The sequence below is a fragment of the Streptomyces misionensis genome (assembly GCF_007896895.1).
GTDB classification, from domain to species: domain Bacteria; phylum Actinomycetota; class Actinomycetes; order Streptomycetales; family Streptomycetaceae; genus Streptomyces; species Streptomyces misionensis_A.
On the sequence record NZ_VOGW01000197.1, the window covers coordinates 102813 to 118065 of the forward strand.

The 15253-nt window shown below is 72.6% G+C and carries 11 protein-coding genes; 2 read left to right on the top strand and 9 right to left on the bottom strand.

The genetic code is table 11. The features are described 5' to 3' along the window. The first annotated feature begins 385 nt into the window (after window positions 1-385). On the top strand, window positions 386-1228 hold the full coding sequence (locus FRZ03_RS36355; RefSeq protein WP_146469332.1) for an RNA polymerase sigma factor SigF: 843 nt from the start codon (window positions 386-388) through the stop codon (window positions 1226-1228). Between the two features lie 15 nt (window positions 1229-1243). Here FRZ03_RS36355 and FRZ03_RS36360 read toward each other — a convergent pair whose 3' ends face one another. The 4 genes from FRZ03_RS36360 to FRZ03_RS36375 all read right to left on the bottom strand — a co-directional run bounded on the left by FRZ03_RS36360 (window position 1244) and on the right by FRZ03_RS36375 (window position 5876). Next, a complete protein-coding gene (locus FRZ03_RS36360; protein WP_146469368.1) occupies window positions 1244-3466 on the bottom strand; it encodes an FUSC family protein in 2223 nt (740 codons plus the stop codon). A 108-nt stretch (window positions 3467-3574) separates the two neighbouring features. Then, a complete protein-coding gene (locus FRZ03_RS36365; protein WP_146469333.1) occupies window positions 3575-3787 on the bottom strand; it encodes a DUF4287 domain-containing protein in 213 nt (70 codons plus the stop codon). A gap of 96 nt (window positions 3788-3883) precedes the next feature. Continuing rightward, entirely contained in the window at window positions 3884-5260 is a 1377-nt protein-coding gene (locus tag FRZ03_RS36370; RefSeq protein WP_186785806.1) for an NAD(P)/FAD-dependent oxidoreductase, read from the bottom strand. A 184-nt stretch (window positions 5261-5444) separates the two neighbouring features. Next, window positions 5445-5876, bottom strand: coding sequence for an ATP-binding protein (locus FRZ03_RS36375; RefSeq protein ID WP_146469335.1), 432 nt, complete (start codon window positions 5874-5876; stop codon window positions 5445-5447). Window positions 5877-6192: 316 nt separating this feature from the next. Here FRZ03_RS36375 and FRZ03_RS36380 point away from each other — a divergent pair, with 316 nt between their 5' ends. Beyond that, complete coding sequence (locus FRZ03_RS36380; RefSeq protein ID WP_146469369.1) at window positions 6193-6426, top strand: DUF6480 family protein; 234 nt, start codon at window positions 6193-6195, stop codon at window positions 6424-6426. Between the two features lie 129 nt (window positions 6427-6555). Here the strand turns inward: FRZ03_RS36380 and FRZ03_RS36385 are convergent, their stop codons facing one another. The 5 genes from FRZ03_RS36385 to FRZ03_RS36405 all read right to left on the bottom strand — a co-directional run bounded on the left by FRZ03_RS36385 (window position 6556) and on the right by FRZ03_RS36405 (window position 15153). Continuing rightward, the gene (locus tag FRZ03_RS36385) at window positions 6556-7644 is read right to left on the bottom strand and encodes a glutamate--cysteine ligase 2 (protein WP_146469336.1); all 1089 of its coding nucleotides are present in this window, start codon (window positions 7642-7644) and stop codon (window positions 6556-6558) included. A gap of 90 nt (window positions 7645-7734) precedes the next feature. Next, complete coding sequence (gene glgB, locus FRZ03_RS36390; RefSeq protein WP_146469337.1) at window positions 7735-9939, bottom strand: 1,4-alpha-glucan branching enzyme; 2205 nt, start codon at window positions 9937-9939, stop codon at window positions 7735-7737. Window positions 9940-9942: 3 nt separating this feature from the next. Beyond that, window positions 9943-11307 carry a maltokinase N-terminal cap-like domain-containing protein gene (locus FRZ03_RS36395; RefSeq protein WP_146469338.1) on the bottom strand — a complete coding sequence of 455 codons (1365 nt, stop codon included), beginning with the start codon at window positions 11305-11307 and terminating at the stop codon, window positions 9943-9945. 31 nt (window positions 11308-11338) lie between these two features. After that, a complete protein-coding gene (treS, locus tag FRZ03_RS36400; RefSeq protein ID WP_146469339.1) occupies window positions 11339-13057 on the bottom strand; it encodes a maltose alpha-D-glucosyltransferase in 1719 nt (572 codons plus the stop codon). Further along, window positions 13054-15153 carry an alpha-1,4-glucan--maltose-1-phosphate maltosyltransferase gene (locus FRZ03_RS36405; RefSeq protein WP_146469340.1) on the bottom strand — a complete coding sequence of 700 codons (2100 nt, stop codon included), beginning with the start codon at window positions 15151-15153 and terminating at the stop codon, window positions 13054-13056. The genes treS and FRZ03_RS36405 overlap by 4 nt, the downstream gene beginning before the upstream one ends. Window positions 15154-15253: the final 100 nt, after the last annotated feature.

Consider the following 15253-nt stretch of genomic DNA (forward strand, 5'->3'; position numbering starts at 1 on the left):
CCTCCCTCCTCCCCGCTCTCCCCCCACTAAGCCACGGCCCCCCCCGCCGCCCTCCCCGCCGTCGCCCCCCCCCACCTCGCCGCCAGCCCGGCCCCCTTCAACGCCGACACGCTCGCCCCGCCCTCCCAGCTCCACCCCCGCCGCCGCACCCCCCTCACCAGCGCCCACGGATTCCTTTCGACGCGGGTGTTTGCCTCCGGGGTCGGGGGGCAGGCGGAATCTCGTGCTTCGGACCGGAGGCGCGCGCCCGGCGGGAACGTCAGGACCGGGCCCCCTCTCGGCGGGCCCTGGGCGTTCCCCCGGCGAACCCTGACAGCACCGTTCGGGCCAGAACCGGAATCACGTTCCGGCCGAGCCCAGACACCACGTTCAGGAGCGAATCCGCATGCTGACCGATATGTCGACAAGCCGTCCCGGCACGCCCGCCACCGCCCCTGCGACCGCGCGACGGAGTCACGACGACGCCCCGGACACCGTGGAGCTCTTCACCCGGCTTGCGGCCCTGGACGACGGCCCCGAGCGGGATGCCGTACGCGACGAACTGGTCGCCGCCTGGCTCCCCATGGCGCACCGCATCGCCGGCCGGTTCCGCGACCGCGGCGAGTCCGTGGAGGATCTGCGCCAAGTGGCGGCGCTGGGCCTGGTGAAGGCCGTCGACCGGTACGACCCCTCGCGCGGCGCCTTCGAGAGCTACGCCGTGCCGACCATCACCGGCGAGGTCAAGCGCCACTTCCGCGACCGGATGTGGGCCCTGCGGGTGCCGCGCCGGGTGCAGGAACTGCGCAACCGCGTGCGCGTGGCGCGCCGCGAACTCACCCAGAACCCCGGCAGCCCGGAACCCACCGTCGCCGACCTCGCCGCCCACACCGGGCTCAGCGAGGAGGACGTCGCCGCGGGCCTGGAGGCGCTGGAGAGCTTCAGCACCCTGTCCCTGGACGCCGAGCTGTCCGGCGGCGACGACGGCTACAGCCTGGCCGACACCCTCGGCGCGGCGGACGGCTCGTACGACGTCGTGGTCGACCGCGAGGCCGCCAAGGAGGGGCTGCGCCGGCTGCCGGAGCGCGAGCGGGCCATCCTCTACATGCGCTTCTTCGAGGACATGACGCAGAGCCGGATCGCGGACCGGCTCGGCATCTCCCAGATGCACGTCTCCCGGCTGATCAGCCGCAGCTGCGCCCGGGTCCGCGACGAGGCGCTGGGCAGCCGCCGCACGGGCGGCGCCGCCTGAAGGCGCCCGCGGGCGTCACCGCTTGGCGGACGACGCCTCCGGGCGCAGGCCCAGCGGGCGGGCGAGACCGGAGACCGCCTCGTCCATCCGCTGCAGATGACGCAGCACCCGGTCGGTGACCCGGCCGTAGCGGGGCGTGCCCAGGGTTCCCGGCTCCAGCATCGACGCGATGCTGGGGCCGGTCTCGATCTCGCCGCCCGACCGCGGGTCCGCCACGTGCGCGGCGATCGTCTCGATGTTGTGCACGATCCGTGCGCCCGCCCCGCGCAGCCGGGGGTCCGCGGCTATCGCGGGATGCGTCGGCAGCAGTTCCGCCGTCGCCGCGAGCGAACGACCGTGGTACGCGCAGGTCTCCAGCAGCGCCACCACGTAGCGGGCGGTGTTGCGGCGGGCGCGCATCGGGGTGATCGGATGCGTCAGCGGCTGGGTGGCCGAGCGCAGGTCGGCCAGCGCCTGGTCCAGTTCGCGTGCCTGCTCCACCAGGTCGCCGCCCGTCCCGCCGCTGAGCTGGTCGACGGCGGCCCGGGTCACCTCGGCCAGCCGGTCGAGCACCGTGACGAGCAGCTCGTTGGTACGGCGGTTGGTGTGGATGGGCAGGACCACCGCCGCCGCGATCACACCGCAGGCCGCGCCCAGCGCCGTCTCCTCGATCCGCAGTACCAGGACGGCCGCGCTGTAGGTGTTCAGCAGCGTGTACAGCAGCCCGAGCGCGGCGGTGACGAAGAACGACATCAGCGTGTACGACAGCGGCGCCGTGTAGAACATCGCGAACACGAACAGCAGCACCAGCGCGAACGCGGTCCAGGTGTGGTGCCCGACCAGCCCGGCCAGCCCGATACCTGCGACCACGCCGAGCACCGTGCCGACCAGCCGCCGGTAGCCCTTGACCAGGATCTCCCCGGTGGACGCGGTGTTGATGAACACGATCCAGCAGGTGAGCACCGCCCAGTACCAGCGCTGGCTGGACAGCAGTTCGCCGCCGAGGATGGCCAGCGAGGAGCCGACGGCGATCTGGACCGCGGCCCGGGTGGTGGGCCGCCGCAGCCCGCCCGGCTCGGCGGCCTTGGGTTCGGTCTCCTCGCTGACCTCGATCGCGGCGTCCTCCGCGTCCAGCTCCTCGCGGGAGCGGGCGGTGGCGGGGGAGTCGTCGGACTCGTCCTGCGGTCCGTCGAGGGCGATGCGCAGGCCCAGCGCGGCGCGGGCCGCCTCGCCGAGCCCGCGGAAGACGTCCTGCACGGGCGGCGAGGCCTGCGGCAGGTTCTCCTCCTCGCGGTAGCCGAGCAGCCGGTTGCGCACCTGCGCCAGAGCGGTTCCGGCGGCCTCGTGGGCCGGCCGCAGGGCCAGCAGCCGCAGCGCCCTCAGGTCCCGGCGCAGCGCGGCCGTCGCCTCGTCCCGCACCGGCAGCTCGCCGCCGGAGGGCAGCGGGGCGCCCGGCAGATGCAGGGTGAGGGTGTCGGTGCGCTCGGCGCTGCGCGCGGTGAGCAGCAGCAGCCCGAGCCGCTCGGAGGCGATCTCCGCGTCCGCGACGCGGCGTTGCAGCAGCCGGGCCACGGACTCGTCGGCGGTGCCGTCCTCCAGCCGGCCCTGGATCAGCAGCGCCGTCTCGTGCAGCCGCGCGGTGCCGGTGCGCAGCTCCTCCAGGACCTTCTCCACCTCCTCCGGCCCCGCGTCCAGCAGTTCGATCTGGGTGTCGATCAGCTGGGCGAGCCGGGCCCGGAAGGCCTGCCGCAGCCGCTCCAGGGTGCCCGCCGGGGTCTGCGGCAGCAGCACGAACCGGACCAGGGCACCACACGCGAACGCGGCCAGGACCACGCCGTACAGCTTCGGCAGCAGGGCCGGTGTGGCGTGCACGAACAGGGAGAGGAAGTAGGTCTGGAAGCCGATCAGGCCCAGCGCGGTGCCGCGGTCGCCGAACCGGCGGCCGTAGACGGCGCCGGCGATGAGCGCGACGAAGAACAGGTCACCGGCGATCACATACCGGCTCAGCAGGGTGCCGAGGGTGACGGAGACGAGGGCCACCGGCAGCCCGAGGGCGAGGGTGACGGCCTGCGGGCCGCGCTGCTTCTCCCGGATCGCGAAGGTGGCGACCATCGCCGCGATGGCCCCGGCGACCAGCAGCGGCACCGGGGCGCGCAGCGCGGCGAGCACCGCGAGGGTGAGGGCGATCGAGGCGACCGTGCGCAACCCCGCCGTGAGCCGGAGCAGTCCGGGATCCCATGCCGCGAGCCGGTCCCACATCCGTACCCGCCCCGACCGTCCCACTGCCCTCACGCCGCCGCGCTCTCCCGTGTCCGTGAATCCGTGCCAGAAATCGATCTACGCTCCAGCATCGCACGAGCGACCGGATCAGCTGCTTCCGGCCAGGGTCGCGGCCACCAGAGCGTTGGCGTGCCCGTGGCCCAAGCCGTGCTCGGACTTGAGCCAGGCCACCAGTTCCATGTGCTTGGTCAGCGGCGAGGAACGGATCAGCTCCTGCCACGCGCCGATCGGGCGGCCGTACTTCTTCTCGATGGACGGGAAGTAGCTCGCCGGGCCCTTCACGGCCTGCTTCTCGGACATGTGCACGCGCTCCTTCGATGCGACGTTCTGCGGTCACCGGAGAAGACCGCCGACCGGTGGCGAACTGATCGGCGGCCCCTGGTGTCCTGTGTCACATCACTGGCTGCCGACGGCCCCGCCCTCCACCCGGGCCCGCACCTGCTCCGGCGTCAGGTACGAGTCGGTGAACTCGAAGTCCTTCAGCCGGGCGGGCTTGCGGGCCTGGAAGCCGGTACGGACGAAATCGTCGCCCGCCGCCGCGTTGAGCAGCCAGTTGGTCATCACCCGCGCCTTGGCGACGCCCGTGCGCAGCGCCGACCAGTGGTAGCCGCGGGCCACCGCCTGCGCGGGCACCCCGCGCAGCTCGACGCCGAGCGGCTTGGACACCGCGTCCTTGCCGCCGAGGTCCACGACCAGGCCCAGGTCCTTGTGGACGTACGGGTGCAGCGGCTCGCCGCGCAGCGTCGCGATGACGTTCTCGGCGACCCGCTTGCCCTGGCGCGAGGCGTGCTGCGCGGTCGGCGGGCAGATCGCCCCCTCCTGGCCCTTGGCGAGGTCGGGCACGGCGGCCGAGTCGCCGAGCGCGAACACCCCGTCCTGGCCCGGCACGGTCAGCTCGGGGTCCACGAGCAGCCGGCCGCGGACCGTCTCCGCGCCCAGCGTGGCGATCAGCGGGCTGGCGACCACGCCGGCGGTCCAGATGAGGGTGCGCGTGGGCACCACCCGGCCGTCGGTGAAGGTGACCTCCTGCGCCCCGGCCTTGTCGAGCGACACTCCGAGGGAGACGTCGATGCCGCGCCGCCGCAGGATCTCCTGCGCGCTGCGGCCGAGCTTCTCGCCCAGCTCCGGCATCAGCCTGGGCGCGATGTCGATCAGATGCCACTTGATCAGGCCCGGGTCCAGACGCGGGTAGCGGCGTACGGCGGCGTGCGTGAGCCGTTGCAGACAGGCCGCGGTCTCGGTGCCGGCGTACCCGCCGCCGACCACCACGAACTGGAGCCGGGCGGCCCGTTCGGCGGGGTCCTCGCTGGCGTCGGCCAGGTCGAGCTGGGAGATGACGTGGTCGCGGACGTAGGCCGCCTCCGCGAGCGTCTTCATCCCGAAGGCGTGCTCGGTCAGCCCCGGGATGTCGAAGGTGCGGGTCACACTGCCGGGGGCGAGCACGATGTAGTCGTACGGCTCGTTGACGATCTTGTCGGTGATGGTGCGGACGACGCAGACCTTGGCCTTCAGATCCACGCCGATCGCGCCGCCCGGCAGGATCCGGGTGCGGTACCGCCTGCTGCGGCGCAGGGAGAGCGCGATCGACTGCGGTGTGAGCACACCGGAGGCGACCTGGGGCAGCAGGGGCAGATAGAGCTGGTAGGAGACGGGCGTCACCAGGGTGACGTCGGCCTCGTCGGGGGCGAGTTTCCGCTCCAGGCGGCGGACGCACTCGACTCCGGCGAAGCCGGCGCCAACCACCAGGATCCTGGGTCGTGTCACGGTGTCCATCCCTTTCTGCGGCTCCAGGCGGCGGTCCGACTCGTCGCCGTTCGCATGCCCTGGATCGATGCGCACCGGCTCCGATCCCACCGCGCCCCGGGCCGTTGTGCCAGCCGGGTGCGGCAGGCAGACGAATGCGGGCCCCCGCACGCGGTGGAGTAACCGGCTGACGCGCGGTTACACGTCGGCCCTCTCACCAGGGCAGGAAGACGTGGATGTCCTTGCCCTCGTCGTGCACCACCACGCTGACCTGGGTGCACAGGGTGTGCACCAGGTGCCAGCCGATGCCGCCGCCGCCCGTGCGCGGATGGAAGGGCCGGGGCTCCGGCCTGGTGGTACTGGTGTCGCGCATCGTCACGTGCACGCCGTCGAAGGTGCGCCGCATCCGCAGGTCGAACGGGCCGGGCGCGTACTGGATCACGTTGGCGGCGAGTTCGGTCACCACCAGCAGGATGTCGTCCCAGTACTCGTCCTCGCCCGGTGGCGCGGCGCGGGCCAGCGCGCCCAGGAAGTCCTCCGCGGCGAGCCGCGCCTCGGTGACGTTGCGCAGCTCGCCCGCGAAGGAGAACGTGCGTTCGTACGTCTCCTCGGAGGGCGGGGTCTCGTCCCAACGCGGCTCGGTCACGGTCTCGCATTCCCCCGGCCTCGGCCGTACGGAGCCCCTGCGCTGCCCCGTGCGGCCAGGACGGTCGTCGTCGCTGATCTTTCGCTGCGGTGCGGGTTCCCACAGCCGGGCCGGATATCCGTCCGTGCGGCCGTCTTGCCGGTGCGGCTCGGCGGACGGCGCGAGGGGCCCGTGGTCCGGGCGCGGACGGATCCCGCAGGACACGGTAGACCCTGAGGTGCCCGGTGCGGCACACCGCCTCCGGGCCGCGGCGGGGTCCGCGCGTGATCGGCCGGTGAGGCGGGCCCGTCCTGGGGACTCGGCGGACATGAGTGACATGAGCCATGTGAACCCCGACCCGGAACCCGAGCGCACCACCGGCCTGGAGCCGGGCGGCTCGGTGCCGCCCGGCGAGACCCCGCCCGCGGAGAGCAGCATGCCCCAGGCCGCGACCCGGGAGCCGCACGCGACCCAGCGCGGCTGGGCGAAGGCACCGCTGGCGCTGATCGGGGCCGTCGTCGTGCTGATCGCCGCGTTCTTCCTGGTCTACGCCCTGGTCCTGATCCGCTGACCACCAGCCCGTGCCGTACCAACCGGGCGGCGGGCCTTCGGCGCGGGCCGCGGGCCGGGCGACCCGGCCGACGGTACGGCCGGCCGTACCGCCGGCGGGGCCCACGTGCGCCGCGTCGGCGGAGGGGCGTCAGCCCTGGGTGTGGTGGACGCACTCGGTGACCACGTCGCGCAGGGAGCCCGTGTGGTCCAGCAGCCGGCGCTGCTCGCGGGTGCCGGTGCCGCGCCGCAGCAGTTCCTCGACGCCCTTCTCGGCGCGGGCCCCGTCGCCGCTGTCGTCGAGCGCCTCCCCGATGTGGTCGAGCAGCGAGCGCAGCACCCGGCCGGCCGGCCGGGGCCGCAGGGTGTGGGGGTCCAGCAGATCGCCGTCGAGTCCCGAGCGGGCGGCCTGCCAGGACGCCAGCGCCAGCAGGCTCACGCTGTGGTCGGGGGCCGGCCGGCCCGCGCGCCAGTCCCGGGCGGCCGTCTCCACCAGGCCCCGGGTGAGCGTGGCGATCAGCAGGGCGTCCTCCGCGTACAGGCACACGTCCGAGACCCGGATCTCCACCGTCGGGTAGCGGGCCGACAGCCGTGCGTCGAAGTAGGCCATCGCCTCGTCCAGGATGACCCCGGTGGCCACCATGTCCGCCACCCGCCGGTGGTAGCGCTCGGGCGAGCCGAACGGCTCGGTGGGCCCGGCCGACGGCCAGCGCCCCCACACCCGGCTGCGATAGCTGCTGTAACCAGTGTCATGCCCTTGCCAGAAAGGGGAGTTGCCGCTGATCGCGGTGAGCACCGGCAGCCAGGGCCGCAGCCGGTCCAGGACCGCCACGCCCTCCTCGTCGGACTCCACCGACACATGCACATGGCAGCCGCACACCAGTTGGTCACGGGTGCCGACGCCGTACCGGTCGGCCAGCCACAGATACCGCTCGTTCACCGTGAGCGAGGGGCTGACCGGCAGCGGCGAGGTGGCGAGCGCGGCGACCGCGCAGCCGATCTGCCCGGCGAGCCGGGCCGCCTCCTTCCGGCAGCGCGCGATCTCCTCGCCGAGGTCCGTCATCTCGGCCTGCGGGTGGGTGGCGAACTCCAGCATCTGCCCGAACAGTTCCCGTTCGAACACGTCCTGCCCGGGATCGTCGTGCGCGGCTCGCGCCAGCGCGGCAGCCGCCAGCGCCTTCGGGTCGCCACTGTCCGGATCGACCAGGAGGAGCTCCTCCTCCACTCCGACCGTGCGCACTCGGTGCCGCCTTCCTCCCCGTCACCAGGGGCAGCCAGGGGTCTGTACGACCCCGACTGCCCCGGTGACGGCCGCCGACACCTGCGCGTTTCAGGGCACGGGTGCCAGGAACACCGTGGCCAGCGGCGGCAGCGTGAGGGCGAGCGAACCGTCCGCTGGCTTCAGCGCCCCCGGCGGGCCGACGGCGACCCCGCCGCCCCCGTAGCGGGCGTCGTCCGTGTTCAGCTCCTCCTGCCAGGCCGGGACCTCCCGCGGTACCCCCAGCCGGTAGTCGTGGCGGACCACGGGCGAGAAGTTCGACACCGCCAGCAGCGGGGAGCCGTCCGCGGCGAACCGCAGGAACGCGAAGACGTTGTCCTCCGCCGCGTCGCACAGCACCCAGCGGAAGCCACCCGGGTCGGTGTCCCGCTGCCACAGCGCCGGCCGTGCCCGGTACAGCGCGTTCAGGTCCCGGACCAGCGCCTGCACGCCCCGGTGGTCACCCGCCGAGTGGTAGCCGTCGTCCAGCAGCCACCACTCGGGCCCCTGGGCCTCGGACCACTCCGCGCCCTGGGCGAACTCCTGTCCCATGAACAGCAGCTGCTTGCCCGGGTGGGCCCACATGAAGCCCAGGTAGGCGCGGTGATTGGCGCGCCGCTGCCACCAGTCGCCGGGCATCTTCGACACCAGGGCCCGCTTGCCGTGCACCACCTCGTCGTGGGAGATCGGCAGGACGTAGTTCTCGCTGTAGGCGTACACCATCGAGAAGGTCATCTCGTGATGGTGGTACTTGCGGTGCACGGGCTCCTTCTGGATGTACTGGAGCGAGTCGTGCATCCAGCCCATGTTCCACTTCAGCCCGAACCCCAGCCCGCCCGCGTCGGTCGGCCGGGTCACCCCGTCCCAGGCGGTGGACTCCTCGGCGATGGTCACCACACCCGGGCAGCGCCGGTACACGGTGGCGTTCATCTCCTGGAGGAACGCCACCGCGTCCAGGTCCTCCCGGCCGCCGAACACATTCGGTTCCCACTGCCCGGAGTCCCGCGAGTAGTCCAGGTAGAGCATCGAGGCGACCGCGTCCACGCGCAGCCCGTCCACATGGAACTCCTCGCACCAGTAGACGGCGTTGGCGACGAGGAAGTTGCGCACCTCGGTGCGGCCGTAGTCGAACTCGTACGTCCCCCAGTCCGGGTGTTCGGCGCGCGCGGCGTTCCCCGGCTCGTACAGCGGATCGCCGTCGAACCGGGCCAGCGCCCAGTCGTCCTTGGGGAAGTGCGCCGGCACCCAGTCCACGATCACGCCGATGCCGGCCTGGTGCAGCCGGTCCACCAGGTACCGGAAGTCGTCCGGGGAGCCGAGCCGGGGCGTGGGGGCGTAGTACGAGGTGACCTGGTACCCCCAGGAGCCGCTGAACGGATGCCCGGCGACCGGCATCAGCTCCACATGCGTGAAGCCCATCTCCTTGACGTAGGCGGGCAGTTCGTCCGCCAGCTGACGATAGGTCAGGCCGGGCCGCCAGGACGGCAGATGAACCTCGTACACGGAGAACGGCGCCTCGTGCACCGGGGTGTCGCCGCGGTGCGCCATCCACTGGCCGTCGCCCCACTGGTGGTGCGAGGCGGTCACCACCGACGCCGTGTCCGGCGGCACCTCGGTGCACCGCGCCATCGGGTCCGCCTTGAGGAACCGGTGGCCGTGGCGGGAGGTGATCTCGAACTTGTAGCGGTCGCCCTCGCCGATCCCGGGCAGGAACAGCTCCCACACCCCGGACGCGCCCAGCGAGCGCATCGGGTACTGGGTGCCGTCCCAGTAGGTGAAGTCCCCCGCCACCCGCACCCCTTGGGCATTGGGCGCCCACACCGTGAACCGGGTGCCGGCCACGCCCTGGTGGACCATCGGCTCGGCGCCGAGCGCCCGCCACAGCTGCTCGTGCCGGCCCTCGCGGATCAGATGCAGGTCCAGCTCGCCCAGCGCGGGAAGGAAGCGGTACGGGTCGTGCACCTCCCGCTCGTCCTCGTCGTACGTCACCAGCAGCGTGTACGCCGGGATTCGCGGGTAGGGCAGCACGGCCGAGAACAGCCCGCCGCCCTCGGACACGAGCGGGTTGCGCATCCCGTCGACCAGGACGCTCACCGCCCGCGCGTGGGGGCGCAGCGCCCGGAACAGGGTGCCGCCCCGCACCGGATGGGCGCCCAGCAGGGCGTGCGGGTCGTGGTGCGCCCCGCCGAGCAGCCGGTCCCGGTCCGCGGCGTCCAGGGCGGCCGCCGCCGCGGCCGGACCCGCGGTCTCGGGGCGCGAGGTGTCACGCAGCGCCATGCCTCACCCTCCCCACACCGCGAGTCGTTCGATCGCGGCCATCGGTACCGGCAGCCAGTCCGGCCGGTGTCTCGCCTCGTACAGCACCTCGTACACCGCCCTGTCCGTCTCGTGCGCGCGCAGCAGCGCGTGCTTCTTTCGTGGGTCCCAGCCCGCGCGGGCCGCGTAGCCCGCGCAGAACGCCTCCCGGCAGCGGCGCGCCCACTCGGGTCGCCAGGGGCGGCGCTGCCGGGCCGCGTAGTCGAAGGAGCGCAGCATCCCGGCCACGTCCCGCACCGGGGACTGCGGGGCCCGCCGCTCGGTCAGCGGCCGGGACGGTTCGCCCTCGAAGTCGATGACGAACCAGTCGCGGCCGGCCCGCAGCACCTGCCCGAGGTGCAGATCGCCGTGGATGCGCTGGGCGGGCGGCCCGGTGTCGCAGGTGGCGAGCGCCCCGAACGCGGCCCGCAGTCCGGGCACGAACGGTTTCAGCCCCGGCACGGCGTGCGCGGCCGCGTCCAGGCGCGCGCGCATCTCCTCGGCCGTACGGCCGTTCTCGCCCGGCCCGGCCGGCGGGAACGCCTCGGCGAGCGCCAGGTGCACCTCGGCCATCGCCCGGCCCAGCGCCCGGGCCTCCGCGGTGAAGTCGTCGCCCGCCGCGAGCGCGGCCAGCGCCAGCGTCCAGCCGTCGGAGGCGTCCGGCAGGAACGGCTGGAGCACCCCCAGCGTGGCCGGGCGCGGCGCGGTGGTGGTGAACCAGGCCACCGGCGCGGGCACCCGGGTGCAGCCCTGCGCGGCCAGCGCCGCCGACACCTCCAGGTCCGGGTTGACGCCCGGCTGGATGCGGCGGAACAGCTTCAGGATGTACGCGTCGCCGTACACCAGCGAGCTGTTGGACTGCTCGGCGTCCAGCAGCCGCGGCGGCAGGCCCCCGGGCACCGGGGCGCCGGGGTCCGCCTCGAAGCGGAGCGGGCCCGCGGTGCCCGGCCGGCGCAGCCGCTCCAGGAGCAGGCTGGCCGCGCGCGGGTCGTACAGCGCGTCGTAGACCGCGAGCCCGGTCAGCGGACCGGTGGTGGCGCGCCCGATGAACGCCCGCTCCAGGCGCGGCGCGAGCCGCTCGCGCAGGCCGAGCAGCAGCTGGTAGCAGTCGCCGGGCGGGGCGGTGCCGCCGGGGGCGGGCACCGGCGCGTGCGAGGCGTGCACCAGCAGATGCAGGCACCCGGGGAACAGCTCGGTCACGCTCAGCACCGACAGATCGGTCACGGGCCGGTCCTTGCCCGCGAACCAGCGCTGCCGCGGCAACCACTGCCGCAGCAGCCCGCCGAGCGAGGCGAGGGGGCCGTCGACACCGGCCGCGGTCCTCGGCCGGACGGTGATGGTCTTCGGCATGGTGACGCGTCCTTTCCTCGGCGCCGCGCGCTCAGCGGCGGCGGCCGATGCGGGATGCGACTCGGGTGAGCCGGAACCAGTAGAAGCCGTGGCCCTGCAAGGTGAGCAGATAGGGCAGTTCACCGATGGCGGGGAAGCGCACCCCGCCGATCAGCTCGACCGGGTGCCGGCCGTCGTAGGCCCGCAGGTCCAGCTCGGTGGGCTGGGCGAAGCGGGAGAAGTTGTGCACGCAAAGCACCAGGTCGTCCTCGTACTCGCGCAGGAAGGCGAGCACGGCGGGATTGCTCGACTGGAGTTCGGTGTACGTGCCGAGGCCGAAGGCGGGGTTCTGCTTGCGGATCTCGATCATGCGCCGGGTCCAGTGCAGCAGCGAGGACGGCGAGGACATGGCGGCTTCGACGTTGGTGACCTGGTAGCCGTAGACCGGGTCCATGATCGTGGGCAGGAAGAGGCGGCCCGGGTCGCTCGACGAGAAGCCGGCGTTGCGGTCGGGGGTCCACTGCATGGGGGTGCGCACGGCGTCGCGGTCGCCGAGCCAGATGTTGTCGCCCATGCCGATCTCGTCGCCGTAGTAGAGGATCGGCGAGCCGGGCAGGGACAGCAGCAGGGCGGTGAACAGCTCGATCTGGTTGCGGTCGTTGTCGAGCAGCGGGGCGAGCCGTCGGCGGATGCCGATGTTGGCGCGCATGCGGGGGTCCTTGGCGTACTCGGCCCACATGTAGTCGCGTTCCTCGTCGGTGACCATCTCCAGGGTCAGCTCGTCGTGGTTGCGCAGGAAGATGCCCCACTGGCAGCCCGACGGGATCGCGGGCGTCTTGGCGAGGATCTCGGACACCGGGTAGCGGGACTCGCGCCGTACGGCCATGAAGATCCGCGGCATCACCGGGAAGTGGAAGGCCATGTGGCACTCGTCGCCGCCCGAGGTGTAGTCCCCGAAGTAGTCGACCACGTCCTCCGGCCACTGGTTGGCCTCCGCCAGCAGCACCTTGTCCGGGTACTGGGCGTCGATCTCCTTGCGCACCCGCTTGAGGAACTGGTGGGTCGCGGGCAGGTTCTCGCAGTTGGTGCCCTCCTGCTGGTACAGGTACGGCACCGCGTCCAGCCGGAACCCGTCGATGCCGAGGTCCAGCCAGAACTTCAGCGCGGAGATCATCTCCTCCTGCACCGCCGGGTTCTCGTAGTTGAGGTCCGGCTGGTGCGAGAAGAAGCGGTGCCAGTAGTACTGCTTGCGTACCGGGTCGTACGTCCAGTTGGAGGCCTCGGTGTCGACGAAGATGATCCGGGCGTCCTGGTACTGCTTGTCGTCGTCGGCCCAGACGTAGTAGTCCCCGTAGGGGCCGTCCGGATCGCGGCGGGACTCCTGGAACCACGGGTGCTGGTCGCTGGTGTGGTTCATGACGAAGTCGATGATCACGCGCATGCCGTGCTGGTGGGCGGAGTCCACGAACTCCACGAAGTCGGCGAGGTCCCCGAACTCCGGCAGCACGGCGGTGTAGTCCGAGACGTCGTAACCACCGTCTCTGAGCGGCGACTTGAAGAACGGCGGCAGCCACAGGCAGTCCACGCCGAGCCACTGGAGGTAGTCGAGCTTGGCGGTCAGGCCCTTGAGGTCGCCGACGCCGTCGCCGTTGCTGTCCTGGAAGGAGCGGACCAGCACCTCGTAGAAGACGGCGCGCTTGAACCAGTCCGGGTCACGGTCCCCGGCCGGAGTGTCCTCGAAGGTGTCCGGTACGGGCTCGTTGACGATCATGTGATGGGTGACCCTCCGATCTGCGGGTTGGACGGTCGCAGGACGGTGAAGACGTGCGCGGGCCGGTGGCCCGGTTCGAGGCGCACGTAGTTGGCCCTGCCCCAGTGGTAGGTCTCGCCGGTGAGCTCGTCGCGCACCGGCACCGACTCGTGCCAGTCCAGGCCGAGTTGTGGCATGTCCAACGAGACCGTGGCCTCCTGGGTGTGGTGGGGGTCGAGGTTGGCGACGACCAGAACCGTGTTCGAACCGCCGCGCTTCGAGTAGGCGATCACGGCGTCCTGGTCGGTGTGGTGGAAGTGCAGATCGCGCAACTGGCGCAGGGCGGGGCTGCGGCGCCGGATGTGGTTGAGCTCGGTGATCAGGGGGGCGATGGTGTGGCCCTCGCGTGCCGCGGTTTCCCAGTCGCGTGGCTTGAGCTGGTACTTCTCGGAGTCGAGGTATTCCTCGCCGCCCTCTCGCAGGGGGGTGTTCTCGCAGAGTTCGTAGCCGCTGTAGACGCCCCAGCTGGGGGAGAGGGTGGCGGCGAGGACGGCGCGGACCTCGAAGGCGGGCCGGCCGCCGTGCTGGAGGTAGGCGTGCAGGATGTCGGGGGTGCTGGGGAAGAGGTTGGGCCGCATGTAGGCGGCCGCGTCCCCGCTCAACTCGGTGAAGTATTCGGTGAGTTCGTTTTTGGTGGTGCGCCAGGTGAAGTAGGTGTAGGACTGCTGGAAGCCGATCTGCGCGAGGGTGTGCATCATGGCGGGGCGGGTGAAGGCCTCGGCCAGGAAGATCACGTCGGGGTCGCGGCCGTTGATCTCGGCGATGACCCGTTCCCAGAAGAGCACCGGTTTGGTGTGGGGGTTGTCGACGCGGAAGATGCGCACCCCGTGGTCCATCCAGTGCCGCAGCACCCGCACGGTCTCCTTGACCAGGCCGTCCATGTCCGCGTCGAAGGCGATGGGGTAGATGTCCTGGTACTTCTTCGGCGGGTTCTCGGCGTAGGCGATGGTGCCGTCGGGGCGGTGGTGGAACCACTCGGGGTGTTTGTGCACCCAGGGGTGGTCGGGGGAGCACTGGAGGGCGAAGTCGAGGGCGATCTCCAGGCCCAGGGCGCGGGCCTGGGCGACGAAGTGGTCGAAGTCCTCGATCGTGCCGAGCTGGGGGTGGACGGCGTCGTGGCCGCCCTCGGGGGAGCCGATGGCCCAGGGCACCCCGACGTCGTCGGGGGTGGCGGTGAGGCTGTTGTTGCGGCCCTTGCGGAAGGTGCTGCCGATCGGGTGGATCGGGGGCAGGTAGACCACGTCGAAGCCCATGTCCGCGATCGGCTTCAGCCGGCGGGCCGCGCTGCGGAAGGTGCCGTGCGGCTGCTCGGCCGTGCCCTCGCTGCGCGGGAAGAACTCGTACCAGGAGCCGTAGAGCGCGCGCTCGCGCTCGACCAGCAGCGGCATCGGGTCCGACGCGGTCACCAACTCCCGCAACGGATACCGCGCGAGGACCTCCCGCACCTCGGGCCGCAGCGCCTCCGCGAGCCGCCAGGCGGCCGGGCGCTCCTCGTCCCGCAGGGCACGGGCCGCGTCCAGCACGCGCTGCCGCCGCCCCTCGGGCACCCCGGCGGCGGCGCGCTCGTGGAGCCGGGCGCCCTCCTCCAGGACGAGTTCGGTGTCGATCCCGGCCGGGATCTTGATCCGGGCGTGGTGGTGCCAGGTGGTCAGCGGATCGGCCCAGGCCTCCACGGTGTAGGTCCAGTGGCCGGGCGCGCCCGCCGTGACGGTGGCGCCCCAGCGGTCGGTGCCCGGGGCGAGTTCCCGCATCGGGGTCCAGGGCCCGGGCCGGCCCGCCGGGTCCCGCAGCACCACGTTCGCCGCGACCGCGTCGTGCCCCTCCCGGAACACGGTGGCCGACACCTCGAAGGACTCCCCGGTCACCGCCTTGGCGGGCCGGCGCCCGTGCTGGACCACGGGGCGCACGTCGAGGACCGGGATGCGGCCGAGCACGGGAGCCGGCCCGGGTGGCTTCGGGGCGGGGGACTTCGGGCGTTTCCGGTCCGCCGGCTTCTGCCGGGCCGCCGGGGCCCTGCTGCCGGGCTGGGGTGCTGACGAATGGTGCGTGGCGGGCATGACCGCTCCTGTCCGCGTCAACGTGGCTGTGGGCGGATGACTATGGGGAGGTGGGTCCTGCGGGATGTGCTGGGCGCGACCTGTGGGGTGGGTATGGAGG

Bases quoted from the DNA above. Each gene is read 5' to 3' on its own strand.
- FRZ03_RS36355 (WP_146469332.1), top strand. From the start codon at position 386: ATGCTGACCGATATGTCGACAAGCCGTCCCGGCACGCCCGCCACCGCC.
- FRZ03_RS36360 (WP_146469368.1), bottom strand. From the start codon at position 3,466: ATGTGGGACCGGCTCGCGGCATGGGATCCCGGACTGCTCCGGCTCACG.
- FRZ03_RS36365 (WP_146469333.1), bottom strand. From the start codon at position 3,787: ATGTCCGAGAAGCAGGCCGTGAAGGGCCCGGCGAGCTACTTCCCGTCC.
- FRZ03_RS36370 (WP_186785806.1), bottom strand. From the start codon at position 5,260: ATGGACACCGTGACACGACCCAGGATCCTGGTGGTTGGCGCCGGCTTC.
- FRZ03_RS36380 (WP_146469369.1), top strand. From the start codon at position 6,193: ATGAGCCATGTGAACCCCGACCCGGAACCCGAGCGCACCACCGGCCTG.
- glgB (WP_146469337.1), bottom strand. From the start codon at position 9,939: ATGGCGCTGCGTGACACCTCGCGCCCCGAGACCGCGGGTCCGGCCGCG.
- FRZ03_RS36395 (WP_146469338.1), bottom strand. From the start codon at position 11,307: ATGCCGAAGACCATCACCGTCCGGCCGAGGACCGCGGCCGGTGTCGAC.
- treS (WP_146469339.1), bottom strand. From the start codon at position 13,057: ATGATCGTCAACGAGCCCGTACCGGACACCTTCGAGGACACTCCGGCC.
- FRZ03_RS36405 (WP_146469340.1), bottom strand. From the start codon at position 15,153: ATGCCCGCCACGCACCATTCGTCAGCACCCCAGCCCGGCAGCAGGGCC.